Source organism: Nonomuraea sp. WAC 01424 (assembly GCF_003947315.1).
In the GTDB taxonomy this organism is placed as follows: domain Bacteria; phylum Actinomycetota; class Actinomycetes; order Streptosporangiales; family Streptosporangiaceae; genus Nonomuraea; species Nonomuraea spiralis.
The window spans coordinates 484,761-509,542 of record NZ_QHHZ01000002.1 but is presented as its reverse complement, the minus strand read 5'-3'; the positions used below and the strand labels follow the sequence as shown (position 1 = coordinate 509,542).

Sequence of the window (24,782 nt, the reverse complement as noted above, 5' to 3'; positions counted from 1 at the left end):
GACGCGTCCGGGGGCTTCAGGGGGTGGTGTGCGGGGTGGTGATCGGGGTCAGCCGGGCGAGTTCGGCGGTCACGCGGGCGGCGCGGGTGGCGTCGGCGGAGGCTTCGTACAGCTCCAGGGCCTCTTGGAACGCCTCGCGGGCCTCCTCCCGCCGTCCCAGCTCGACCAGCGCCCGGCCGAGGCTCGTGAGGGTCTGCGCCGTGGCCCGGTTGATCGGGCGTTTGCGCAGCTCGACCAGCGCCTCGCGGTAGTGGTCGGCGGCCTCCTGCCAGCGGCCGAGCGCGAAGTAGCCGTCGCTCAGCAGGTCCAGCGCCGCGCCGACCGCGTGGGCGACGATGACCGGCGTGCCGCCGAACGCCGGGTCACGCAGCCGTTCCAGCAGGGCCAGCCCGTGCTGTACGGCCTCCTCGATCCGGCCGAGCCTGCGCAGGCCGTTGCCCACGCTGAGCATGGCCTGGGCGTACCCCTCCGGGTCGCCGGCCTGCCGGAAGCACTCGGCCGCCCGCCGCGCGTGGTCGAGGCCGGTCTCCAGGCTGTTCTGGTCGTCGCGCCCCCACAGCGCCCAGGTGGCGTAGGTCAGGGCCCAGCCCTGCTGGCGTACGTCGCCGAGCTCGCGGGCCAGCTCCAGCGCGCGCAGCGCGGTCCGTTCGCCTTCGTCGTAGCGGCCCTGGCAGTGCGTCCGCGCCCAGGACAGGTAGTTGAGGTGCACCGCCTCCTGCGCCCGGTCACCCGCCGCGTGGGCGGCCGCGGACGACAACTCGAACACCTCGGGCCAGTGTCCCCAGTGCATCCACAGGTCGGAGAACCAGTGCATGGACTCGGCCACCTCGACGACCCGCGCGTGCTCGCCGACGCGGGCCGCCTGCCGCAGCGCCGCCAGCCAGGCCGTGCCCTCCGCCTGGAGCCATTCCTGTGCCTGCCGCGCGTTGTCCAGCTCGACCAGCGAGCTCCAGCCGGCGGGCGGCGCGCCGAAGCCGGGCTCGAACCAGCGTCCGGCGACGGTGGCGACCTCCAGCAGCCAGTCGTCCATCCGCCGCCGGGCCTGCCGCTGATCGGTCATGGGCTCCTCGTCGGAGAGCCGGGCGCGGGCGAACAGCCGTACGAGATCGTGGAAGCGGTAGCGGCCGGGGTACGGCGACTGCAACAGGCCGAGGTCGACCAGCTGGCCCAGGGCGTCCTCGGCCTCGTCCGGGCCGAGCTCGGCGAGGACCGCCGTCATCGGCGCCCCGAAGTCCGGCGCGGCGGCCAGCGCCAGGCGCCGGAAGCTGCGCCGCGCCGACGCCGAGAGCTGCCGGTACGACAGCGCGAAGGCCGCCGCCACGGACAGGTCGCCGGCGGCCAGCGACTCAACCCGGCGTCCCTCGTCGCCGAGGCGGGTGGCCAGCTGGCCGATGGTCCAGCCGGGCCTGCTCTGCAGCCGGTTGCCGGCGATGCGCAGCGCCAGCGGCAGGTTGTCGCACAGGTCGGCCACCCGCGCCACTCCGCCGGGGTCGGCCTCGGCCCGTTCGGCGCCGACGATCGCGCGCAGCAGCGCGGCCGACTCGCCCGCGGCCAGGTGCGCCAGCGGCATCTGGTGCACGCCTTCGAGCCCGGCCAGCGGGCGGCGGCTGGTGACCAGTGTCATCGCCGGTCCTTCGGCGGGCAGCAGCGGGCGGACCTGGGCCTCGTGCGCCGCGTTGTCCAGGATGACCAGGCAGCGCCGTCCGCGCAGCAGGGCGCGGTAGTGGCCGGCGCGGTCGTCCTCGTCGGCGGGGATGCGCCGCTCGGCCACGCCCAGGGCGTTGAGCAGCCGGGACAGCGCCGTGCCCGGGTCGAGCGGTACCGGGTCCATGCCGCGCAGGTCGAGGTAGAAGCGGCCGTCGGGGAACAGCTCGGCCAGGTGCCCGGCGGCGCGTACGGCCAGGGCGGTCTTGCCGATGCCCGCGGTCCCGGAGACGGCGGCGACGACGGCGTCCGTGTCCTCCGCGGTGCGCGTGGCCAGGTCGTACAGCAGGCCCAGCTCCCGGTCGCGTCCGGTGAAGTCGCCGACGCCGCGGGGCGGTTCGCAGGCGCCCGGGGCTGGGGCCTCCTGGCGCGGCCGGCCGGCGCGGGCCGCCTCCGACAGCGCGGCCTGGCGCGGCTCGTCCAGGTGCAGCGCCTCGGCCAAGGCCGCGACGGTACGCCGCTGCGGCCCCCGGCTGGCCCCGCGCTCCATGTCGCCGATGGCCCGTACGCTGACGCCGGAGGCGTGCGAGAGCTCCTCGATGGTCAGCCCGGCCGCGTGTCTCAGGCTCCGCAACATCGTGCCGAACGACTCCGCCACCCGTCCCCCTCGTGATCATGTACGGCGAAATCCCCCGAAACGCCGCATAACCACCTTATCCGCCAGGAAAAGGGCCTTGGTGCTGGCACCCGCCCTCGCCGAGGAACGTCTCGCTGCCCGCCTTCTGGGCCGGTGACAGATGGTCGGTCGTCATCAGCTCGACCGAGGCCCGCGACAGGAGCCGGCCGCCGTCGTGGCGTCCCTTGGCGAGCAGCATGCGGCAGAACGCGGCGTAGTCCAGGGGCGTCGTGAGAAGCCCGGGAGCGCCGCCGCCGGACGGGAAGAGCGGCGGCTCGTCCCACACACGCGGATCCGGCCTGGGCGTCACGCCGCCGGAGCCGTCCGGCCGGTAGGAGCCGGCCAGCCGGTGGAGCTCGGCGGCGGGCAGGTGGTAGCCGGTGTCGCGCATGCCCAGCGGCTCCAGGACGCGTTCGGTCACGAAGTCGGGCAGCGCCCTGCCCGCGGCCCGCGCGATCAGGACGCCCAGCACGTCGGCGCCCGTGTGGTAGGCCCAGCGTTCGCCCGGCTGGTACATCAGCGGCAGCGCGCCCAGCCGTTCGAGCCATTCGTCGGGGCCGCTGTCGGGGCCGTCCGGGCCGCGGTCGATCGCGGGGTCCCGCATCGCGCGCAGGATCGGGAAGTCCTCACCGCCCGGCACCCAGAGTTGTCCCGTGCCCAGGCGGAAGGTCAGCAGGTCGCGTACGGTGATCGGCCGCACCGCCGGCACCGTGTCGTCCAGCGGCGCGTCGAGGGCGCGCAGCACCCGGCGCCCGGCCAGCTCGGGGATCAGGTCGTCGATCGGCTCGTCGAGCCGCAGCACGCACTCCTCCACCAGGACCATCGCCGCCGCCGCGGTGACGGCCTTGGTCAGCGACGCGATCCGGAAGAGGGAGTCGCCCCCGACGGGCGCCCCGCCGCCGGACTCCAGCGTGCCCTCGGCCACGAGATGGGTCTCTCCCCGGTGGTGGACGAGCCCGACCAGCCCCGGCACCTCGCCCCGCGCCACGAAGCCGCCCAGCACGTCGCGCATCCGTCGTTCCAGTACGCTCATCGCTCCTCCTGAAGTGACGTGTCGTGACAATGACCGGCCGGGGCCGGAAAACTCATCGCCACGGCATGTCCATCCGGGCGGGTCCCGTTCGTGGTGATGGCGTACGGCGGCCCCGCCGTACGCCGACCCCGGGAAGGGAACACCGTGAAGTACATGCTGCTGATCAACGCCGGCACCTCCGACGAGCAGGAGCCGGGCGACTTCCAGGAGTGGATGGCCTACGACAAGGCCGTCCGGGAGGCGGGCATCATGGTCTCCGGCGAGTCGCTGGCCGACCTGGTGACCGCCACGACCGTACGCGTCGGCGCCGACGGCACGCCCACCGTCACCGACGGCCCGTACGCCGAGACCCGCGAGGTCCTGGGCGGCTTCTACGTGATCGACGTGCCGGACCTGGACGTCGCGCTCGACTGGGCCGCCCGCTGCCCGGGCGCGCGCGGCGGCGGCTCGGTGGTGGTGCGCCCGGTCGCCGACTTCGGTGAGTGAGGGCTTCGGTGCGTGAAGTCGAGGCTGTCTTCCGGGAGGAGCGCGGCCGGTTGCTGGCCGCGCTCGTCCGCCGCTTCGGCGACCTCGACCTGGCCGAGGAGGTGACCTCCGACGCCGTCGAGGCGGCGCTGAGGCACTGGCCGGTCGAGGGCGTGCCGCCCAACCCGGGCGCGTGGCTGATGACCACGGCCCGGCGCAAGGCGGTCGACCGGCTCAGGCGCGAGCAGGCGCTGGCCACCCGGCTGGCCGTCCTGTGGGCGGAGGCCGAGCGGGCGGCCCCCGAGGCGCCCGCGGGCGAGGACGGCGGCCTGCCCGACGAGCGGCTGCGGCTCTTCTTCACCTGCGCGCATCCGGCGCTGCCCGCCGAGGACCGCGGGGCGCTGACGTTGCGCTGCCTGGCCGGCCTGACCACCCCCGAGGTGGCGCGGGCCTACCTGGTGCCGGCCCAGACGATGGCCAAGCGCATCGTACGTGCCAAGAAGAAGATCCGGGAGGCGCGCATCCCGTTCCGCGTGCCTGACCCCGGTGAGCTGCCGGAACGGGTGCCCGGCGTGCTCCAGGTGATCTACTCGATCTTCACCGAGGGCTACGCGGCCAGTTCCGGCCCCCGCCTGCAACGGCTCGACCTGGCCGAGGAGGCGATCAGGCTGGCCAGGATCCTGCGCCGGCTGCTGCCCGCCGAGCGGGAGGTCGCCGGGCTGCTGGCGCTGTTGCTGCTGGTCCACGCGCGGCGCGCGGCACGTACCGGGCCGGGAGGCGAGCCGATGCTGCTCGACGAGCAGGACCGCGGCCTCTGGGACCGGTCCATGATCGAGGAGGGCACGGCCCTGGTGGTGACCGCGCTCAGCGGCGGCCCGCCCGGCCCGTACGCCGTCCAGGCCGCGATCGCGGCACTGCACGACGAGGCCCCCGACCTGGCCGCGACCGACTGGCCGCAGGTCGTGGCCCTGTACGACGTGCTGCTCGCGCTTGACCCCTCCCCGGTGGTCGCGCTGAACAGGGCGGCGGCCGTGGCCATGCGCGACGGGCCCGAGGCCGGCCTGGCGCTGCTGGAGGAGCTGGCCGGCGCTCGGCTGCTGCGCGGCTACCAGCCGTACCTGGCGGCCCGCGCCGACCTGCTGCACCGGCTCGGCCGCCTGCCGGAGGCCGCCGCGGCCTACCGTTCCGCCCTCGAAGCGGCCGGGAGCGAGCCCGAGCGCGCCCTCCTGCGCCGCCGCCTGGCCGGGGCCGAGGGGGCCGCCGGCGAGGTTTGAGAACGGCTCTGACCTGGGAGAACTGCTGCGATGGGTGGAGCAGCCGGGGACCGTTACCTGCCGATCGCCGAGCACGGCCTCATCGGCGATCTGCGCAGCGTGGCCCTGGTCGGCACCGACGGCACCATCGACTGGTACTGCTGCCCGGCCTTCGACTCGCCCAGCGTCTTCGCCGCGATCCTCGACGCCGACCGGGGAGGGGCGTTCGAGCTGGCCACGGACGTCCCGGCGCGTACGAAGCAGTTCTACTTCCCCGACACCAACGTGCTCATCACCCGCTTCTTCACCGAGCACGGCGTGGGCGAGGTCCAGGACTTCATGCCGGTCACCGGCGAGGGCGGCGGCGGACGGCAGCGGCTGATCCGCCGGGTGCTCTGCGTACGCGGCTCGCTGCCCTTCCACGCGCGGGTGGCCCCGCGGTTCGGCTACGGCGCCGACCCGCACACCGTACGGATGGGCGACGGGCTCACGATCTTCGAGTCGGCGTCCCTGACGCTCTCGCTGAGCGCCACCGTGCCGGTCGAGTCCGACGGCCGGGACGTACGCGCGGCCTTCACCCTCGTGGAGGGCGAGACGCAGGTGTTCGCGCTCGACCGCGTCGAGGAGGAGGTGCCGCTGCTCGGGTGCCCGCACGTCGAGGCGGAGGAGGCGATGACCGCCACGGTGGCGTTCTGGCGCAAGTGGCTGTCGGCCTCCCGCTACCGGGGCAGGTGGCGGGAGATGGTCCACCGCTCGGCGCTGACGCTCAAGCTGCTGACGTACGCCCCGACCGGCGCGATGGTCGCCGCCCCCACGACCAGCCTGCCCGAGCTGATCGGCGGCGAGCGCAACTGGGACTACCGCTACGTCTGGGTCCGCGACGCCGCCTTCTGCGTCTACGCCCTGCTCCGGCTGGGCTTCACCGGCGAGGCCGAGGCGTTCATGTCGTTCCTGACCCGGCACGTCAGCCTGCGCGGCGCCGGCCCGACCGGCCCACTCCAGATCATGTACGGCATCGACGGCCGTACCGACCTGCCCGAACGGCGGCTCGACCACCTGGAGGGCTACCGGGGCTCGGCCCCGGTCCGTGTCGGCAACGCCGCCGCCGGGCAGCTCCAGCTCGACATCTACGGCGCCCTGCTCGACTCGATCTACCTCTACGACAAGTGGGGCGAGCCGATCTCCAGCGACCACTGGGTCGCCGTCTGCGCCCTGGTCGACTGGGTCTGCGACAACTGGAACCAGCCTGACGAGGGCGTCTGGGAGACCAGGGGCGGGCGCAAGAAGTTCCTGTACTCGCGGCTGATGTGCTGGGTCGCCATCGAACGCGCCATGCGCATGGCCGCCCACCGCGGCCTGCCGGCCGACATCCCCCACTGGCGGGAGTCCCGCGACGCCCTGTACCGGCAGATCATGGCCCAGGGCTGGTCCGACGTACGGAAGGCGTTCGTCCAGCACGAGGACGGCGACGTGCTCGACGCGGCGTTGCTGATGATGCCGCTGGCCAAGTTCGTCTCGCCCACCGACCCGAAGTGGTTGTCCACCCTCGACGCGCTCACCGCCGACCTGGTGTCCGACTCGCTGGTCTACCGCTACGACCCGGACGCCAGCCCCGACGGCCTGCGCGGCCAGGAGGGCACGTTCTCCATCTGCTCCTTCTGGTACGTCGAGGCGCTGGTCCGCGCCGGCCGGGTGGACGAGGCACGCCTGGCCTTCGAGAAGATGCTGACCTACGCCAACCACCTCGGCCTGTACGCCGAGGAGATCGGCCAAACCGGGGAGCAGCAGGGCAACTTCCCGCAGGCGTTCACCCACCTGGCGCTGATCAGCGCCGCCTTCAACCTCGACCGCGCACTCGGCTGACCGGCACCGGGCTCTGGAGCCTGCCCTGTTGCTTCCCGGACCTCAGGACTCGCCGGAGAGCGTGGCCGTGCCCAGTGACGCGCCGGAGATCACCCGCGCCGCGGTCGTCGTGGACGAGCTGGAGCTCAGCTCGGACAGGGTCGCCCGGTTGAGGGCGTGGACGGTGAACTGGTAGGTGTTGATCGACCAGGGGGAACACGGGCCCTGGTAGCCGTACAGGCTCGCGCTGCCGCGGTAGTAGATCTGCCGGGCGCCCGCGGGGACCGTGGGACGGTAGGCGTGATCGACGTTCTGGGGCAGCGAGGTCGCGCCCGCCGGGATGTCGTGGATCACCCAGTGGATGAGGTTGGCGTTGTCGAGGTCTCTCATGACCAGGGCGTAGCTCTGGGTGCCGGCCGGACCGCCGCTCCAGGTCAGGGGCGGCGACTCGTTGCGGCGGCCGGGGTCGGTCTGGCCGCCGCTGGTGCACTCGTGCACCTTCGGGATGATTCCACCCGGGGCGAAGGCGGTGCTGGTCAGTGTGAAGGCGGCGGCGTGGGCCGGTGCCGCGCCCGCGGCGGTCGTCGCGGCGAGCAGGGCGTACAACACGATTCGTCTGACGGTCACAAAGGGCTCCTGGGGGGTCGGTGCGCCGTTCGTTCGCGTCTGCTGTGTCACTCGGGGTGTGTGCGCAGTCTAGGCGTCGCGGGCCGATCCCGCCATCGCCGCGGCCGGCACACCCCGTTCACAGCGGTACGGGATCGAAGTCGCAGTGGACCCGGCCCCCCTCGCGCACGATCACCGTCTCGGGGTGTTCGGGCCCGAGAACCCGCCGGTATCGCTCGACGGTCTCGGCGTACAGGTCGCCGGATCCCTCCGCCGCCAGGTCCAGGGCGTGGTTGGCGGCGCAGGCCAGGGTCAGGGGATGGTCCTCGCCCAGCGCCTTGCGCGCGTGCGCGAGGTTGACCTCGCCGAACGCGCGCGCCTCCGCCACCGCGCCCGAGGAGACGAGGTCCGACTGGAGGTTGACGGCGCAGGCGAGCGCGAGGTCGTGCGCCTGGCCGAGCGTCTCGACCAGCCCGGCGTGGGCCCGCCTGAGCCGGAGCTCGCTGGTCGCGGGCACGCCGCACAACCGGCTCAGCAGCGCGACGGTCATCCCGGACGCGTGGCTGAAGGGATGGTCCGGGCCGAGGGCGTCGGCGTACCCGGCCACCGCGTGCCTGGCCAGCGTCAGCGCCTCCTCCACCCGGCCGGTCCAGCGCAGCGAGTTCGACAGCGTGATCGCCGCCGCCAGGGTGTCGGGATGCTCGTCGCCGAGGAGCAGCCGGAGCCGCAGGTGGGTCTCACGGGCCAGGTCGAGCGCCTGCCCCACGGCGCCGCACCTCCTGACCGCGATCGCCAGGTCCTTCGCGGCCAGCAGGGTCAGGTGGTGCTCGGCCCCCAGCGTCCCGGCGCCGTGGGCGTACGCGTCCTCGCCGACCGCGCGGGCCTCCACGTGATGGCCGTTCAGGCGCAGTTCGCGGGCCAGGCCGCTCAGGGAGACGAGCACGTCCACGGGCCCGGCCCGCCGGGGGCCGGTGCTCTGCCCGGCGTGTGCGCGCCGGAACAGCTCGACGGCGGTGGCGTGGTCGCCGGTGAGACCGTGGTCGTGGGCCAGTTCGCTCATCACCCGCAGGGTCTCGGGCTCGTCCGGGCCGAGGTGCCGCTCGTGGTCGCGCAGGCTCTCCTTGTGCAGGTGGCGGGCCTCAAGGAAACGGCCGCACGCGCGAAGGGCGCCGCCGAAGCCGCTGACCGCGGCGAGCGTCTCGGGGTGGTCCCCGCCGAGCTCGTCGCGCATCGCCGAGACGTTCTCCTTGGAGAGTTTGTACGCCGCCGTGTACTGGCCGAGGGCCCGCAGCAGGTCGGTCAGCAGGCTCCGGGCGGCGAACAGGTGCAGGTCCCGCTCGTTCACGTTCCACTCGTCGTCCATGACGCGCAGGAACGCGCTGGCCCGCTCGTAGTCGCCCGACAGGCAGAGGTAGCGGGTCACGCGCAGCGCGGCCTGCGGCCCCTCCGGCTCGGTCCACCCGATCAGCCCGGTCGGGACGACGTGCGGCGTCAGCGCCCGGAAGGCCGGCCAGCCGGCCGGGTTCCCGGGGTCGTCCGGCGTGTTGACCGCCAGCAGCCGGCAGACGTCCTGACGGCTCTGCGCGAGCATGGCCTCCGGCAGGTCGGCACGGCAGAGCACCTGGACGAGCCGATGGACGTGGATCATGCCGCCGGCCGGCTCCAGCCGGACGAGCGCGAGCCGCGTGAGGCTGCGCAGGATCCGGCTCAGCCGCAGGGAGTCGGACAGGATCTCGCGCATCCGGCCGGGCGGCAACCGCCGGAAGAAGGCGCGGGGGACGGGCGCCGGCCCGAGAAGGGCACACCACCACATGAAGGTGACCGCGTCCGGTGACTCCTCGGCCAGCCGCGCGATCGACGCCGCGCACGCCGCCGGAAGCGTGGACGGGTAGTCGTGCGGCCTGCTCATGTTCAGCAGCTCCGTGGGGCTCTGCCGCAGCAGCGGAAGGCACTCCTCGATCGAGATGCCGGTGTGGATCTGCAACACCGCCGTCTGCTCCAGGGCCAGCGGCAGGTCGCCGAGCTCGGCGGCGAGCCGGTCGGACTCCTCGCCGAGATCCACGCCGAGCCGCCGCCGCAGGAAGGAGACGCTCTCCTCCCGGGGGAAACACTCGACGCGATGGACCTCGTACGGGCCCTCCCACTCCGGGTTGCGGGAGGTGATCAGGATGTGGCCTGGCCCCGGCGGCAGCAGGTCCAGCACGTCCCGCGGATCGACCGCCTGGTCGAACACCAGCAACCAGCGCGCGTACGGCCTGCCCTGCCCCAGTGCCTTGACCACGCCCGCCACCGTCTCCTCGCGCCCGGCCCCCTCCTGCGGTAAGCCGAGCAGGGGCGCCATCGCGGCGACGCGGACGGCGAGCAACGCGGGGGAGTCGGCGGAGATCCAGCTCACCAGGTCGTAGGAGGCCCGGTTGCGCCACGCGTACTCGATCGCGAGCTGGGTCTTGCCGACGCCGATCATGCCCTGGAGCACCACGGCCTGGGGCATGCCGGGCTGGGCGGAGGAGCGCAGGTCGTCCCGGATGCGCCTGAGCTCCTGCTCCCGGCCGGTGAAGTTGCGGTTGCGCAGCGGGACCCGCTCCCAGACCGCGGGCTGCCGGTCGGGCTCGACCACCACCTCGTGGCCGGCCGGGACGTCCGCGACCGCCGGCTCGTCGCCGCCGTCCGCGACCGTCATCGTGTGCTGGATCTCGGCGAGGGCGGTTTCGAGCCGTTCCGACTCCTGGCGGGCCCGTTCCCGTTCGGACTCGTACCGTTCGACGCTGACCTTCATGCGGGTGAGGTCGGCGTCGAGCTCGTCGCGTTCGTCCTCCAGGCGGCGGACGCGGGTCTCGTAGTCGGCGATGATCTCGGCGGTGTGGGTCGCGGCCTGGCGGTGGCGTTCCTTGATCCGCCTGATCTCGGCGTCCCGCTGCTTGACCTTGTCCTCCAGGCTCACCACCTCGGCCTGGAGGAGGCTGATGGTGGCCTCGGCCTCCTGGACGCGGTCCTGGGCCTGGTGCAGCCGGTAGACGTACGCCTGCTCCTTGGCGACCGCCGGGCTCACCGCGGCGAGCGCCCGCACGTGCAGGTCCTCGATGGAGGCGCGCACGTCGGGCGGGATGACGACCTCGGTCGCCTCCTCGACGTCGCGGATGAGCTGCTCGACGAACTGCGCGGGCGGCACCCGTTTCCCGCGCAGCCAGCGGGACACGCTGGCGGGCGACTGGTAGATGCGGGCCGCGTAACCGTTCTGGCTCAGCTCCCGCGCGCTCGCCACCTGCTGGAAGAGCCGCATGAGGACCTGCGCGAGCAGCCGGTCGGGTGGCTCGTCCGGGGGGAACGTGACCGGCCGGTCGCCGGGGATCTCCAGACCGGCGGCCGGGCCTTCGTCTGCGCTCATCGTTCCAGTCTGAGGCATTGCATGCGGCAGGCAAGGGTGTTGCGGAGACGGGCACCGTTGCCGTCCCCCGCAACACCGCCCGCCGGGCACAGGCTGGACGTGACCCGGAAGAGCGGGCGTGACCTGCGGGAGGAGAGCGGAATGAACACCAGGGGCATCTGGCTGGCGATCATCGTCGTGGCGGGCGTCGTGGTCGCGGTGGTGGCGGGCGGCCTCGCCTGGATCGGCGGGGTGCAGACGGCGCTGGCGATCCTGACCGGCGGCGCGGCCTTCAGCGGCTTCACCCTCCTCGCCCTGACCGTGGCGACCTTTCTCACCCGCACCCCGTCATGACTCGGCCACCGGGCCCGTCATGAACCGATATCAGGCCGATTCGTCCCGTTTCTTCGAGATCCAGCAGGGAAGCTATGCCGCTGTCAGGCCAGGGGTCCCGCCTCCCCCAAGAGAACGGGGGCCACCCCCGGCGCGGCAGAACGGGAGCGTGCAGCGTGGAAGTCACCGGCATCATCTCCGCCCTCATCATCGGACTCGTCATCGGCGTACTCGGCCGGCTCGTCGTACCGGGCCGTCAGAGCATCCCCATCTGGCTCACCATCGTGATCGGCATCGTCGCCGCCCTCATCGGCACCGCGATCGCCGCCGCGATCGGCGTCGCCGACACCCGCGGCATCGACTGGATCGAACTGGTCATCCAGGTGGTGCTGGCCGGTGTGGGCGTGGCCCTCGCGGCGGGCCTCTACGGCAGGCGCAGCGTCCCGTAAAGGCGGGACATGTCACAGGATCCCGGAGGAACGGCACCAGGCCTCCGGGATCCTGCCGTTCTCGGTCCTCCTTGGTCATACGTTTTCGCTATGACCGGAACCGGCGTCGGCCGAAGATCGTTGTGCCGGGCGGCTGCACACATTCGATCTTCGACAGGGAGAACAAAGCCGTGGTCTTCAAACGCATGCTGGGTGCCTTCGGCGTCGGCGCGCCCTCGGTGGACACCGTCCTGGCCACCCCGCGCGTCCAGCCGGGTGGCACGCTGTCCGGCGAGGTACGGCTCAAGGGCGGCGACTTCGACGCCGAGATCGAGCACGTCACCCTCGGCCTCGTGGCCCGCGTGGAGTTCGAGCACGGCGACGGCGAGCACGCGGGGGCGGGCGAGTTCTCCCGCGTCCAGGTGTCGGGGCCGTTCCTGCTGCGCCAGGGCGAGGAGCGCACGATCGCCTTCGAGATCGGCGTGCCGTGGGAGGCCCCGATCAGCCGGATCGGCGGGCAGCCGCTGCACGGCATGGCGCTGGGCGTACGCACCGAGCTCGCCATCGCCAAGGCGGTCGACAAGGGTGACCTCGACGAGATCGCGGTCGAGCCGCTGCCCTCCCAGCTGGGCATCCTGGAGGCGCTGTTGCAGCTCGGCTTCGCCTTCAAGTCCGCCGACCTGGAGGCCGGCCGCCTGTACGGCGTGCACCAGCAGCTGCCGTTCTACCAGGAGATCGAGTTCCACCCGCCGGCCCGGTACGCCGGTGTGGTCGGGGAGCTCGAAGTGACCTTCGTGGCCGACCCGGCCGGGCTGGAGGTGGTCCTGGAGGCCGACAAGGGTGCGGGCCGCTACTCCGGCGACGCGATCGGCCGTTTCACCGTCAGCCACGCCGACGCCCTGCACACCGACTGGGCCGGCGAGCTGGACCGCTGGCTGTCCGGCCTCGCCTCCCACGGCCACGGCGGTTACGGCGACCACCACGGCGGCTACGGCGGCCACCACGGTGACCATCATGGCGACCACCACGGCGGCCATCACGGCTACGGGCACCACGAGCAGCACCAGGGCGGGCCGGGCTGGGGCGCGGTGGCCGCGGCCGCCGTCGTCGGCGTGGTCGGCGGCCTGGTGGCGGGCGAGATCGTCGAGGAGATCTTCGAAGGCGACGACGACGAGAGCGGCGACGGCGACTGGTGAACCGGATCCCGCCGCCCCGCCCACCCGCCGGGACACCGTTGGCGAAGTAGACAAGACAGAAGCGGCCCCGTGATCACCAACGTGATCACGGGGCCGTATCACATGTTGGGGGATGTGTACCTGGCCGGCTTCACCACTGAGACCATGAACGCGCCTGCGAGGATAGGGATGAGGTGCGGAGCCAGATGATCAGGGCAATCGCCATCCGGATGAGAGGCTCCCTACTCGGACTCACTCCAGAGGTACCAGGGGCCGTGCCAGTGTTCATAGAGGTCCTCGCCCTCGGGCTCAGGCGGCTCGCCCTCAGGGCTCCAGGCGAATCCGGTGGTACCGAGAAACCCGGTGCCGTCGATGGCGAAACGCACTGCGCCAGGGATCCTCTCAGCCCGTCCGACCGGGAACAGCCCTATCCATTCGTCGTCTGCGGGCAGCGGCGCGCCGTGTGAGATGGCCTGGGCGCGGCCGTCGAGGGCGGGGCGTGACAGGGCGAAGCGCGCCTCCAGGGGCGCACCCACGTATAGCAGGCCGCAAACCAGCAGAACGATCAGGGGCGGCAGTGACCATACCGGCCATTCACGACGCAACCGCGCTAAAGGTTCACGCCTGAACAGCATGCGGCCCAACGTGAGCAGCCATATGAGACCGATGAAGACCCAGACATTGGCGATCAACGCCAGCCACATCAGGGACCAGCCTGGAACGCTCGTCGCCCATACGGTCGCCAGGGCCGCGACGACCGCCGGCACGATCGCCACCGCCCGCCCGGGCCGCCAGGTGTCGGGGACGGTTTCCGCCGTGTCCATGCTACGAGCATAGAGATCCACTGGCAGCGGCGAGCATTAGGCCGCTCACACAGGGACGACGAGGCGATCGGCCCCTCACCGGATCGCTGCGACAGAGTCTCACCGGCTCTCGGTCACAGCGGCTGAGCGATCCCTCCACCGGGAAATCGTGGAAGCGCGGCCGGTCGGCCAAGTCATCGAACTACGAACCTGATCCAAGAAACAGCTCTTGGCCGCGCGGGCAGCGCGGTGAGGACCACGACGAGGCTCATCGCCCAGGAAGAACGCACGACGATGGGCGCGATCGAGCATTGCATCAGCTCGGGCAAGACTGGTCGCCCTAGGATCGGCCCCATGATCACAGACGTGATCATGGGGCCGCTATTTTTTGATCTACTTCGCCAACGGTGTCCCCGCCGGTGGGCGGGGCGCGCGCGTCTCTGGCGTATGCGCGTCGGCCCGACGAAGAGCGTCGGTGGAGAGCGCGGGTTGGCTTCGGGCGGTGACGCCCTGATGAACGGGGACCCGTACGGCGGGTCGTCCGACCCTCTGGGGTGCCCAGGGAACCGCAGCTGATCGCGGTGAGAAGTCGGGGAAAGGAGTGATTACCCCTTTCCACTCTCAACGTATAGCGCACCCGGGGGCTTGCGGCAAGACCCCCATCGTGCCGCAGAATCATCCGCCGAGGCCAGAACCTGCGGAAATGGGGGACGAAGTGTATGAGGTGCCGTCCGTGTGCCCGTCGTGACCGTCAGGCAGGTCACCCCGATCCCTGACGCCATGCCACGCGCCAACATCGCCAGCCACCTCGTAGCGGAGCCGGAAAAGATGAATTCACTGACCACCAGCGTGTTCGAGCTGCCCGAAACCCTCGCCGCCAAGGCCGCCCCGGCGCTGATCGCCGCCGACGAGCGGCACTTCGCGGCCCTCGCCGGGAGCCTCGAGCAGTCGATCGCCGACCTGTCCGCCCGTCTCGACGCCGAACGCAAAGCCCCCGGCGGCAAGGGCCGGCAGGCACTCGACCGGGACCTGGAGATCCACCGCCTGGCCGCCCGCCTGCGTACGCTGCGCCGCTTCGGCCTGGACCTGTGCCTCGGCCACATGGTCACCGCGGACGACCCCGAACCGGTCTACATCGGACGCCTCGGCCTCACAGACAGCCAGGGCCGCCGCCTGCTGCTCGACTGGCGCTCGCCCGCGGCCGAGCCGTTCTTCGGCGCCACCCACGCCAACCCCATGGGGCTGACCAGCCGCCGCAGGTACCGCTGGACCCGCGGCCGGATCAGCGACTACTGGGACGAGGTGTTCACCGCCGACGGCTTCGAGGGGCACGCCGCGCTCGACGACCAGTCCGCCTTCATCGCCAGCCTGGGCGGCAACCGCTCACCCAGGATGCGGGACGTCCTCGGCACCATCCAGGCCGACCAGGACGCCGTCATCCGCGCCGGGTCCCGCGGCGCCCTCGTCGTGGACGGCGGCCCCGGTACGGGCAAGACCGTCGTCGCCCTGCACCGCTCCGCCTACCTCCTCTACTCCGACCCCAGGCTCGGCCACCACCGCGGCGGCGTGTTGTTCGTCGGTCCGCACCAGCCCTACCTGGCCTACGTCGCCGACGTGCTCCCCAGCCTGGGAGAGGAGGGCGTGCAGACCTGCACCCTGCGGGACCTCGTACCGGAGGGGGCCGCGGCGACGCCCGAGAAGGACGCGGAGGCGGCCCGGCTGAAGGCGTCCGCGGACATGGTGAAGGCGATCGAGCCGGCCGTCCGGTTCTACGAGAACCCGCCCGCAAAGGGCATGACGGTCACGACGCACTGGTCCGACATCTGGCTGAGCGCCGAGGACTGGGCCGAGGCGTTCGACGCGGCGGACCCCGGTACGCCCCACAACGAGGCACGCGACCAGATCTGGGAGGAACTGCTCACGATCCTCATGGACAAGCACGACGAGGACGACGTCTCGGCCGATCTGCTGCGCAGGTCACTGCTGCGGAACCGGGAGCTGCTCACGGCGTTCAACCGCGCCTGGCCGCTGATCGAGCCGGCCGACCTCGTCGGCGACCTGTGGACGGTGCCCGCCTACCTGCGGATGTGCGCGCCCTGGCTCACCCCGGACGAGATCCGGCGGCTCCAACGCGCCGACGCCCAGGCGTGGACGGTCTCCGACCTGCCGCTCCTGGACGCCGCCCGCCAGCGGCTCGGCGACCCGGAGGCGTCCCGGCGCAAGCGCCGGCAGGAGGCCGCCCTGGCCGTCCAGCGCGAGCGTATGGCCCAGGTCGTGGACAACCTGATCGAGGCCGACGACGACGGCGAGGGCCTGGTGACGCAGTTGCGCCGGGCGGACCTCCAGCGGAACCTGGTCGACGAGTCGGAGTTGTCGGCGCCGGAGCCGGACCTGCTCGCCGGCCCCTTCGCGCACGTCGTCGTGGACGAGGCCCAGGAGCTCACCGACGCGGAGTGGCAGATGTTGTTGCTGCGCTGCCCGTCCAGGAGCTTCACCATCGTCGGGGACCGCGCCCAGGCCAGGCACGGCTTCACCGAGTCGTGGGAGGAACGGCTCGGCCGGGTCGGGATCGACCGCGTCACCCTGGCCTCCCTGAGCGTCAACTACCGGACCCCGGCGGAGATCATGGCGGAGGCCGAGCCGGTCATCCGGGCCGTGCTCCCGGACGCGAACGTGCCGACCTCCATCCGCGCCGGCGGCGTCCCCGTCGTGCGCGGATCGGCCGTGGACCTGGACGCGATCCTCGCTGACTGGCTGGCCGCGAACGCCGAGGGGGTCGCCTGCGTGATCGGGGACCCGGCGTTCCGGGAGACGTCCCGGGTGCGGTCGCTGACGCCGGAGTTGTCGAAGGGGCTGGAGTTCGACCTGGTGATCCTCGTCGATCCGGAGAGGTTCGGCGCGGGCGTCGAGGGAGCGGTCGACCGCTACGTGGCGATGACCAGGGCGACGCGGCAACTGGCCATCCTCACCACCCCCTGACGCCGTCCCGTCCACCCGCTCTAGGCCCGCGCCCGGACGGCCTGGCCCGTCGCGGTCCGCCCCCGGGCGACGCGGCGGCGCCGGGACGGCAGGCCGAGCATCGGGTTGGCGACCCCCCAGGCGGCGCCCTTGCAGATCACTTCCTTGTAGAAGGCCGCGGTCCGTCCGGTCAGCACGGCCGACACGGCGCGGTCGTCGGCGGTGACGTACTGGATCAGACCTTCCTTGCGGCCCAGCGAGACGCACTGGTTGAAGTAGCGCATCGTCGTGCTCGGGAGCTTCCGGCCGGTCAGGCGCGCGGCGATCGAGTCGGCGGCCTGCCAGGCGGTGGGGATGCCCGACGCGCACGACATCCGCAGCGGCTTGTCGCCGGGGCCCATCGCCATGGCGGCGTCGCCGACGGCGTACACGTCGGGGTGCGAGACCGAGCGCATGGTCCCGTCGACCACGATCTGGCCGGTGCCGGTGACCTCCATGGCGGTCGCCCGCGCGATCGGGTGCACCGCGAAGCCGGCGGTCCAGACGGTCACCGCGGCGGGGAGGGCGTCGTCCCCGGCGGTGGTGACGCGGTCGGCCTCGACGCCGGTGACGGCGACGTGCTCGTGCACGGTGATCCCGAGCTCGGCGAAGACCTTCCGCACGTGCGCGCGGCCCTTGGGCGAGAGCCAGTCGCCGAGGCCGCCGCGGGCGACGATGGCGACGTCGAGGTCCGGGCGGGCCTCGGCGATCTCGGTCGCGGTCTCCAGCCCGGTCAGCCCGCCGCCGACGACGACCACGCTCTGCCCGGCGTCGAGCCGGGCCAGCCGCTCGCGCAGCCGCAGCGCCCCCGGACGGCCGGCGATGTCGTGGGCGTGCTCGGCGACCCCGGGGACGCCCTCGGCGTCCCAGCCGCTGCCGAGCGCGTAGACGAGCGTGTCGTAGGGCAGTTCCTCGCCGCCGTTCCCGGCGTCCGCGCCGGTGCGGGTGCCGGTGACAGTGACGGTCCTGCGGTCGACGTCGATGCCGGTGACCGTCGCGAGCCGCAGCTTGACGCCGGTGCCCGCGAACATCTCGTGGAACGGCCGCGGCCTGAGGTCCTGGCCGGTCGCCACCTGGTGCATACGGACGCGTTCCACGAAGTCGGGCTCGGCGTTGACCAGGGTGATGGCGACGTCTTCGCGGCTCAGCCGCTTGGCGAGGCGGCCGGCGGCGACGGCTCCGGTGTATCCGGCTCCGAGGACGATGATGCGGTGCTGCATTTCCTCGCTCCTGTCTTGCGCGGGTTCGCCACCTGAACCGGACGACCCGCGCTTTCCTGACAGGAACTCGGTGTGAAGCGCGTCACATCTCGATCAGAAGGCTCTGAACAGGGGCTCCCCATGCTCGGTGGCCGCCCACTGGGCGGTCGCGCGTGCGAGTTTGTCGGGGTTGACCTGGTTGCGGAACGCGGCGATGCCGTCGGCGGTGACCTCCAGGCACATCACGCCCACGACCTGGCCGTCGACGACGGCCACGACGGCCGGGTCGCCGTTGGCGACCCAGGAGTGGATCTCGGGCATGCCGCCGGCCAGGGTGCGCTTGGCCTCGCTCGGTTTGAACAGGCCACGCAGGAACTTCGCGACCGCGACGGCGCCCTCGAACGCCTTGGTACGGGCCGGGATCTTCCCGCCCCCGTCGCCGATGCCGATGGCGTCCTGGGTGAGCAGGCGTACGAGCGGTTCGGTCTGCCCGCTGGTGGCGGCGGCCAGGAACTCCTCGACGATGCGCCGGGCGGCGGCCTCGTCGACCTCGGCGCGGGTCTTGCCGTGGGCGACGTGCTTCTTGGCGCGGTGGAGGATCTGCTGGCTGGCGGCCTCGGTAAGGTCGAGGATCTCGGCGATCTCCCGGTGCGCGTAGCCGAACGCCTCCCGCAGCACGTAGACCGCCCGCTCGTTGGGGGAGAGGCGTTCCATCAGGGTGAGGACGGCGTAGGAGACCGACTCGCGCTGCTCGGCGGTGTCGGCCGGGCCGAGCATCGGGTCGCCGGCGAGCAGCGGCTCGGGCAGCCACTGGCCCACGTACGTCTCGCGGCGCGCCCGCGCGGAGGTGAGCTGGGTGAGGCAGAGGTTGGTGAGCACCTTCGTCAGCCAGGCCTCGGGCACCTCGATGCGGTCGACGTCGGCGGCCTGCCAGCGCAGGAACGTCTCCTGCACGGCGTCCTCGGCCTCGGCGGCGGAGCCGAGCATGCGATAGGCGACGGCCTCCAGGCGCGGTCTGGCGGCCACGAACCGGTCGACGTCGTCCACGGTCAAGGGCATGGCCCGATACTAGAACGTCCCCTTGACCCTTCAGCGGCCGGAGCCCGCCGTGGTTAATCGTTTGTCGCCGCCGGGACCGTCGTCGATGATGGCCGTCATGGCCACGACACGACGAGCTGACATGTTCACCGCGGACGGCAGGCCCTCCGCGGACGACCCGCGTGAGAACGGGCCCACCCTGGGCGACGAGCGCGCCACCCTGATCGAGACGCTGCGCTGCGCCCGCCTCACCCTGGAGATGAAGTGCGAGGGCCTCGACGCGGAGGCCATGGCGCGGCGGTCCGTCGAGCCGTCGACGATGTCGCTCCTGGGTCTCGTACGGCACCTGGCCGAGGTCGAGCGGGCGACGTTCCGGGTGCTGATGGCCGGACAGGACGCGCCCAAGCTGTTCACCGGCGAGACCGACCGCGACGGTGACTTCGACGGCGCCGTCGCCGACCCCCGGGTGGTCGCCGAGGCGTGGGCCGCGTGGCGCGCGGAGGCCGACTTCGCGACCCGCTTCCTTACCGAACTGCCCAGCCTCGACGACACCGTCGACGACCCGGACAACCTGCACGGCAGCGGCGGCGGCCAGATGTCGATGCGCGAGGCCGTGATCGGGATGGTCTGGGAGTACGGCCGCCACCTGGGCCACGTCGACCTCCTGCGCGAGCGCATCGACGGCCGCATCGGCCAGTAGGGCGTCACCGGCGTCGCGGGTGCCCTCTGATGGGCGGCGCGGTTCCGGGTAGGGGCGGCGGATGTTCGACGACTTCGCGACCGGCCTGATCGACGTGGGCGAGACCGAGCTGTACGTCCGGCACGGCGGCACGGGCTCACCCGTCCTGCTGCTGCACGGCCACCCCCGTACGCATGCGACCTGGCATCGCGTCGCGCCGCTGCTCGCCCCGTACCACACGGTGGTCTGCCCGGATCTGCGTGGTTACGGCCGTTCGGGCAAGCCGCCCACCACCCCCGACCACGCCCCCTACTCCAAGCGCGCCATGGCCGCCGACCTGGTCGCCCTCATGCGTTCCCTGGGCCACTACCGGTTCGCCGTGGCCGGCCACGACCGCGGCGCCTACGTCGCCCACCGCCTGGCCGCCGACCATCCCGGCGCCGTCACCCGCCTGGCCGTCATGGACGGCATCCCCATCGGCGAGGCGCTGGCCAGGGCCGACGCCCGTTTCGCGGCGGCCTGGTGGCACTGGTTCTTCCTCGGCCAGACCGCCAGACCCGCCGAACGCCTCATCAACGCCGACCCTGACGCCTGGTACGGGACGACCGCCGAGCAGATGGGCGAGGAGGCGTACGAGGACTTCCGCAGGGCCGTCCACGACCCGGACACCGTGCACGCGATGTGCGAGGACTACCGCGCGGGCCTGACCGACGACCGCGCCGCCGACGACGCCGACCGCGCCGCCGGTCGCCGCCTCACCTGCCCGACCCTGTTCCTCTGGGCGGCCAGGGACGACATGGAGGACCTGTACGGCGACCCCCTGGCGATCTGGCGCACCTGGGCCGGCGACGTGACCGGCCACCCGATCGACAGCGGCCACCACATGGCCGAGGAGGCCCCGGACGAACTGGCCGCCGCCCTGCTGACCTTCCTTGACGGCCGACCCTCTCGATAGGGTGAACGCCGTGCCGCACCCGGACGCCCTCCATCTCGGCCGCGAAGCGACCCGGCTTCTCGCGTTGTCCGGCGTGTGCGAGCTCAGGCCCGGTCTGACCGACCGGGAGTTCGCCCGGATCGAGGCCGAGTACGACATCGAGTTCGCCGACGATCACCGCGCCTTCCTCGCCGGCGGCCTCCCGATCAACTCGGCCCGGCCGGAGGAGGGCGCCACCTGGGAGCGCCCCTGGCCGGACTGGCGTGACGGCGACGAGGAGGAACTCCGCCGCCACCTGGAGTGGCCGGTTCACGACGTGGACCGTGCTCCGGGAAACGACGCGGAGACGGTCAGGATCGCCGGTCACGAGTTCGCGCGGCCCCTGAAGCTGATCCCCCTCTACGCACATCGCTTCATCCCGGCCGGACGTGGCACGTACGGGAGTCCGGTGTTGTCGATCTGGGGATCGGACATGATCACGTACGGCCGGGACCTGATCGATTACGTGCGGCACGACTTCTACCGGCAGGACGACGACCTCTAACCGGGACGCGGGCCGACAATCTGCGCTCTTCGCCAAGATATCGTGCACTCTCCGCTAACGACATGGGTCACCGGGCGTCGCAAGACTGCCTTTCGAACGAATGCGACTCGATCGGGGCAGGTGTGCGTGGGCGCGGATGCCGGGGCCAGGACGCCCGCGTCGCCCGTCGCCCCGCTGGTCGTGTTGATCGCCGTACTCGGCGGTTAGACGCGGTTCGACCCCGGACGGCTGAGATGACCCTGGTAGAGCGGTGGAGCGCGGGCCACGCATCCGTGCTGGCCGGAAGCCCTGATGTTCCCTCGGAGCGGGTCCCCCGGAGGCGCGGGCCGGTACGCCCGGCCGTGCTCGGCCGGGTGCTGCTGGCGGCCGTGCTGGGCCTCGGCGTCACCGCCGCTCCGGCGGCCGCGGCGGTGGCGGCCGCGGCACCGGCGGACGAGACGTGCACCCCTGAGCCGGGGGTGGTGAAGCTGCCCGGCGGCGAGCCCTGGGCGCAGAAACGGCTCGACATCAAGACGGCGTGGCGGCTGAGCACCGGCGCGGGCGTACGGGTGGCGGTCATCGACAGCGGCCTCGACGTCAAGCATCCGCAACTGCCCTGGCTCGCCGAGTTCGTCGACTTCACCGGAACCGGTTACACCGACTGCGTCGGGCACGGCACCGCCGTCACCGGGATCATCGCCGGCCGCGTCTACCCGGGCGTGGCCTTCCACGGCGTGGCCCCGCGCGCAACCGTCATCGAGCTCAAGCAGAGCAGCCAGGCGGAGGGCCACGTGGCCACGCTGGCGGCGGCCATCGACAAGGCGGTCCAGCTCAAGGCCGATGTGATCAACATCTCGATCAAGGCCGCCGACAACCCCGCGCTCAAGGCGGCCGTACGGAACGCCCTGGCCAACGACATCGTGATCGTCGCCGCCGCGGGCAACATCACCGACAAGAAGGAGGACGTGCCCGCCTATCCCGGCTCGTACGAGGGGGTGCTGGCCGTCGGCTCGGCCACCCCCGACGGGCGGCGCGCCGACTCCTCCAACACGGCCACGCCGGTCGCCGTCCTGGGACCCGGGGTCGGCGTCATTGCGCCGTGGCCGGGTGGGGCGTACAAATTGGATCTTGAGGGGTCCAGCTTCGGCGCCGCCTACGTGTCCGGGACCGCCGCACTGGTACGCGCCCGCTTCCCGCACCTCGACCAGGAGCAGGTACGGCGGCGCATCATCGCAACGGCTGACGGCTCCGTCGGCGAGGGGACGGGGGCGGGCATGGTCAATCCGGTGCAGGCGGTCAGCGCCGTGCTGCCCTTCGAGCCCGCGGGCCGGCCGTTGGTGGCCGCGCCGCCGCCTCCGGGCATCCCGGTGGATGCGATCGCCAGGGTGCCACGGGAGGATGTCATGGCCCGGAACGTCTCGCTCGCGGTGACGGCGGGTGCGCTGCTGGCCGTCGGCGTGGCCGGGGCGCTCGCATTCGTGTTGCCGCTCGGCAGAAGTCGCGGGTGGCGGGCACGCACGCCGACCTGATGACCTTGTTGACTACAAAGACTTTGGTACGAAGGGAACCTAGATGCACCCATTACAACCGGACGACCCCACAAGGTTGGGTGACTACGACCTGACGGGACGTCTGCCGGAGGGGCCGCGAGGGACGTCATTCCTCGGCCGGGAGTCGGACGACGCGCCCCTCCGGGTGATCAAGCTGCTGAGCGCGAAGCCGGACGAGGACGCGGAAGGCGTCGCGCGCTTCGCCGCGGTCCGGCGCGTCTCCAGCTCCTCCGTCGCGCGAACGGTCGACGCCGGTCTGCACGAAGGCCACCTCTACGTCGTACGCGAGCACGTCGAGGGGCGCAGCCTCGCCGAGATCGTCGCGGCCGACGGACCGCTCGACGCCGACGGGGTCGAGCGGGTGGCCGTCGGCACGTTGACCGCGCTCACCGCCGCGCACCTGGCGGCCGTCACGCACGGGGGGCTGAACCCCCGCAACGTCATCATCGGCCCCGACGGCCTCCGGGTGACCGACCTGGGCCTCGGCGAGGCAGCCGGCGAGATCGGCTACCACTCGCCCGAGCAGCTGAGGAACGAGCCGTACGGCCCCGCGGCGGACCTGTTCGCCTGGGCGGCCACGGTCGTCTTCGCGGCCACCGGGAAGGCGCCGTTCGGTCAGGACGCCGAAGCGGTGCTGACCGGTACGCCCGCGCTGGGCACGCTGGCGGAGCCGCTCCGGGGCGTGTTGTCCGAGGCACTGTCGAAGGACGCCGCGCAGCGGCCGAGCACGTACAAGGCGCTGTTGCGCCTGCTCGGCGGCTCGGCGGCCGACGCGGAGGTCACGGCGAAGCTGCTGCCGCCGCCGGGGGCTCAGGTCCAGCTTCCGGCGTTCGGTCCGCCCGCTGTCGCGCCGGCGGGGGGCGAGGCGCCGCTGGAAGGCGTGCCGGTGCAGCCGTGGGCGCTGCCCCCGGTCCAGCCCCATCCCCAGCAGCAGCAGGTCTGGGAGCCGCCCAAGGTGCAGCAGCAGCCGCCCATGTGGGACGCGCCGCAGCGGCCCCAGGTGTGGCAGGCGTCGGTCGTGGACCCGGCGTCGCCGCGCCGCAAGTTCCCGGTCGGTCTGGCCGCGTCCGTGGCCGCGCTCATGGTGTTGTCGGGGGTGGGCCTCTGGGGAGCCAGCCGCTACACGGACACCCAGCAGATCAACTCGGTCGGCGTCTCGGCCGACGGCAAGGCCACCCGCGGCGCCACCGGGTGGGCCGGCTCGAAGGAGAACGGGACGAAGACCGATCCCGGTGACGGGACGGTTCCGCAGCAGGGCGATCCGAGCGTCGACCAGCCGCAGCCCGACGTGACCGTGCCGTGGGCGACCGAGTCCGACACCGACTCGGACGGCGTGGGCCCGCTCATCCTGCCCACCGAGGAGCCGTCGGGCGTCCCGACCGTGCCGAAGTACAGCTCGGTGCCGACGTTGTCGACGCCGCCGAACCAGGCGGTCGCCACTCCGCGTCCGACGACCCCCCAGCCGACGACCACGCAGCCGAAGAGCCCGCAGGCGACCAAGACGGTCACGGCCACGCCGACGCCGACGCCCACGCCGACGGCCAGGAACACGAGGACGCCGGAGCAGTCCCAGGAACCGTCCCCGTCCCCCTCTCCGAGGAAGAGCACGGAGCCGCCGACGCCGACGCCGACTCCCACCAGGAGCGCCGAGTCCCCGTCGCCGACTCCCACCAGGAGCACCGAGGCCCCGTCCCCGACGCCGACCAGGAGTACGCCGCAGGCGCCCGCTCCGGCGCCCACGACGGAGGCTCCCGCGCCGGCGGAGACCAAGAGCGCGGACGCGCCGCCCGCGCAGCCGCAGCCGCAGCCGGAGGCGAAGAACCCCTACACGCCGGTTCAGGCGTGCGGATCCGGCTTCTACGTGCAGCGTTCGCAGGCGTTCAACGGCGGTGAGACCTTCCAGCTCTACAACAGCGGCACCAAGCAGAACTGCGTGGTGACGATGAAGAGCGTGAACGTGGGCAAGGAGACCCCGGTCAGCGCGACGCTCGAGGTCCAGGGCGGGGGCAGCTCGACCGACAGCGGCAACTACAAGTACTACGCCGGCCCCGTGAAGCTGGCCGCGCCGGGCAAGTGCGTGAAGTTCTCCGGCAGCGCCGGTGGGCAGGGCACCGCCGCGGACTGGGGGAACTGCGGCTGATCCAGCGCCGGACGGGCCCCACTCGGAGACTTCCGGGTGGGGCCCGTTTTCTGTCGCCGCTTCGGAAGGCTGCCTCCGGCCGGACGCGAGGGCCGGGCGG

19 protein-coding genes are annotated in these 24,782 nt (G+C 72.5%); 12 read left to right on the top strand and 7 right to left on the bottom strand.

Annotated elements, in window-relative coordinates:
• Positions 1-16: 16 nt before the first annotated feature.
• Positions 17-2,302, bottom strand: a complete 2,286-nt coding sequence (locus DMB42_RS07705) for a tetratricopeptide repeat protein (protein ID WP_125632030.1) — start codon at positions 2,300-2,302, stop codon at positions 17-19.
• 55 nt (positions 2,303-2,357) lie between these two features.
• Positions 2,358-3,353, bottom strand: a complete 996-nt coding sequence (locus tag DMB42_RS07700; protein ID WP_125632028.1) for a serine hydrolase — start codon at positions 3,351-3,353, stop codon at positions 2,358-2,360.
• A gap of 153 nt (positions 3,354-3,506) precedes the next feature.
• On the opposite strand from DMB42_RS07700, the gene DMB42_RS07695 reads away from it, so the two are divergent.
• From DMB42_RS07695 to DMB42_RS07685, 3 genes are read left to right on the top strand one after another with little or no spacing between them, the layout of a single operon-like run.
• Complete coding sequence (locus DMB42_RS07695; protein WP_260477582.1) at positions 3,507-3,839, top strand: YciI family protein; 333 nt, start codon at positions 3,507-3,509, stop codon at positions 3,837-3,839.
• A gap of 8 nt (positions 3,840-3,847) precedes the next feature.
• A complete protein-coding gene (locus DMB42_RS07690; RefSeq protein ID WP_260477550.1) occupies positions 3,848-5,092 on the top strand; it encodes an RNA polymerase sigma factor in 1,245 nt (414 codons plus the stop codon).
• A 30-nt stretch (positions 5,093-5,122) separates the two neighbouring features.
• Positions 5,123-6,934, top strand: a complete 1,812-nt coding sequence (locus DMB42_RS07685; RefSeq protein WP_125632023.1) for a glycoside hydrolase family 15 protein — start codon at positions 5,123-5,125, stop codon at positions 6,932-6,934.
• A gap of 42 nt (positions 6,935-6,976) precedes the next feature.
• Here the strand turns inward: DMB42_RS07685 and DMB42_RS07680 are convergent, their stop codons facing one another.
• Positions 6,977-7,540 (bottom strand): YbhB/YbcL family Raf kinase inhibitor-like protein, encoded by a 564-nt coding sequence (locus DMB42_RS07680; protein WP_125632021.1) that lies wholly within the window; start codon positions 7,538-7,540, stop codon positions 6,977-6,979.
• Between the two features lie 118 nt (positions 7,541-7,658).
• Positions 7,659-10,904, bottom strand: coding sequence for an FxSxx-COOH system tetratricopeptide repeat protein (gene fxsT / locus DMB42_RS07675; protein ID WP_125632020.1), 3,246 nt, complete (start codon positions 10,902-10,904; stop codon positions 7,659-7,661).
• Between the two features lie 141 nt (positions 10,905-11,045).
• Here fxsT and DMB42_RS07670 point away from each other — a divergent pair, with 141 nt between their 5' ends.
• The 3 genes from DMB42_RS07670 to DMB42_RS07660 all read left to right on the top strand — a co-directional run bounded on the left by DMB42_RS07670 (position 11,046) and on the right by DMB42_RS07660 (position 12,840).
• Positions 11,046-11,237, top strand: a complete 192-nt coding sequence (locus tag DMB42_RS07670) for a hypothetical protein (RefSeq protein ID WP_125632018.1) — start codon at positions 11,046-11,048, stop codon at positions 11,235-11,237.
• 155 nt (positions 11,238-11,392) lie between these two features.
• Positions 11,393-11,665: a GlsB/YeaQ/YmgE family stress response membrane protein gene (locus DMB42_RS07665; protein ID WP_125632016.1), complete on the top strand. Its 273-nt coding sequence runs from the start codon at positions 11,393-11,395 to the stop codon at positions 11,663-11,665.
• Positions 11,666-11,835: 170 nt separating this feature from the next.
• A complete protein-coding gene (locus tag DMB42_RS07660; RefSeq protein ID WP_125632014.1) occupies positions 11,836-12,840 on the top strand; it encodes a sporulation protein in 1,005 nt (334 codons plus the stop codon).
• A 221-nt stretch (positions 12,841-13,061) separates the two neighbouring features.
• On the opposite strand, the gene DMB42_RS07655 is transcribed toward DMB42_RS07660, so the two are convergent.
• Positions 13,062-13,643, bottom strand: a complete 582-nt coding sequence (locus DMB42_RS07655; RefSeq protein ID WP_125632013.1) for a hypothetical protein — start codon at positions 13,641-13,643, stop codon at positions 13,062-13,064.
• 807 nt (positions 13,644-14,450) lie between these two features.
• On the opposite strand from DMB42_RS07655, the gene helR reads away from it, so the two are divergent.
• Complete coding sequence (helR, locus tag DMB42_RS07650) at positions 14,451-16,601, top strand: RNA polymerase recycling motor ATPase HelR (protein WP_125632011.1); 2,151 nt, start codon at positions 14,451-14,453, stop codon at positions 16,599-16,601.
• Between the two features lie 20 nt (positions 16,602-16,621).
• Here the strand turns inward: helR and DMB42_RS07645 are convergent, their stop codons facing one another.
• Together DMB42_RS07645 and DMB42_RS07640 are read right to left on the bottom strand one after the other, a co-directional pair.
• Positions 16,622-17,839, bottom strand: a complete 1,218-nt coding sequence (locus tag DMB42_RS07645; protein ID WP_125632009.1) for an NAD(P)/FAD-dependent oxidoreductase — start codon at positions 17,837-17,839, stop codon at positions 16,622-16,624.
• Positions 17,840-17,932: 93 nt separating this feature from the next.
• A complete protein-coding gene (locus tag DMB42_RS07640) occupies positions 17,933-18,877 on the bottom strand; it encodes an RNA polymerase sigma-70 factor (protein ID WP_125632007.1) in 945 nt (314 codons plus the stop codon).
• 97 nt (positions 18,878-18,974) lie between these two features.
• On the opposite strand from DMB42_RS07640, the gene DMB42_RS07635 reads away from it, so the two are divergent.
• The 5 genes from DMB42_RS07635 (at position 18,975) to DMB42_RS07615 (ending at position 24,682) form a co-directional block, all read left to right on the top strand.
• Complete coding sequence (locus tag DMB42_RS07635; RefSeq protein WP_221762043.1) at positions 18,975-19,556, top strand: DUF664 domain-containing protein; 582 nt, start codon at positions 18,975-18,977, stop codon at positions 19,554-19,556.
• Positions 19,557-19,617: 61 nt separating this feature from the next.
• Positions 19,618-20,490 carry an alpha/beta fold hydrolase gene (locus tag DMB42_RS07630; RefSeq protein WP_125632005.1) on the top strand — a complete coding sequence of 291 codons (873 nt, stop codon included), beginning with the start codon at positions 19,618-19,620 and terminating at the stop codon, positions 20,488-20,490.
• Positions 20,491-20,500: 10 nt separating this feature from the next.
• The gene (locus DMB42_RS07625; protein ID WP_125632003.1) at positions 20,501-21,013 is read left to right on the top strand and encodes a hypothetical protein; all 513 of its coding nucleotides are present in this window, start codon (positions 20,501-20,503) and stop codon (positions 21,011-21,013) included.
• Between the two features lie 233 nt (positions 21,014-21,246).
• Positions 21,247-22,521 carry a S8 family serine peptidase gene (locus DMB42_RS07620; protein WP_125632001.1) on the top strand — a complete coding sequence of 425 codons (1,275 nt, stop codon included), beginning with the start codon at positions 21,247-21,249 and terminating at the stop codon, positions 22,519-22,521.
• 43 nt (positions 22,522-22,564) lie between these two features.
• Positions 22,565-24,682, top strand: a complete 2,118-nt coding sequence (locus tag DMB42_RS07615) for a protein kinase domain-containing protein (protein WP_125631999.1) — start codon at positions 22,565-22,567, stop codon at positions 24,680-24,682.
• Positions 24,683-24,782: the final 100 nt, after the last annotated feature.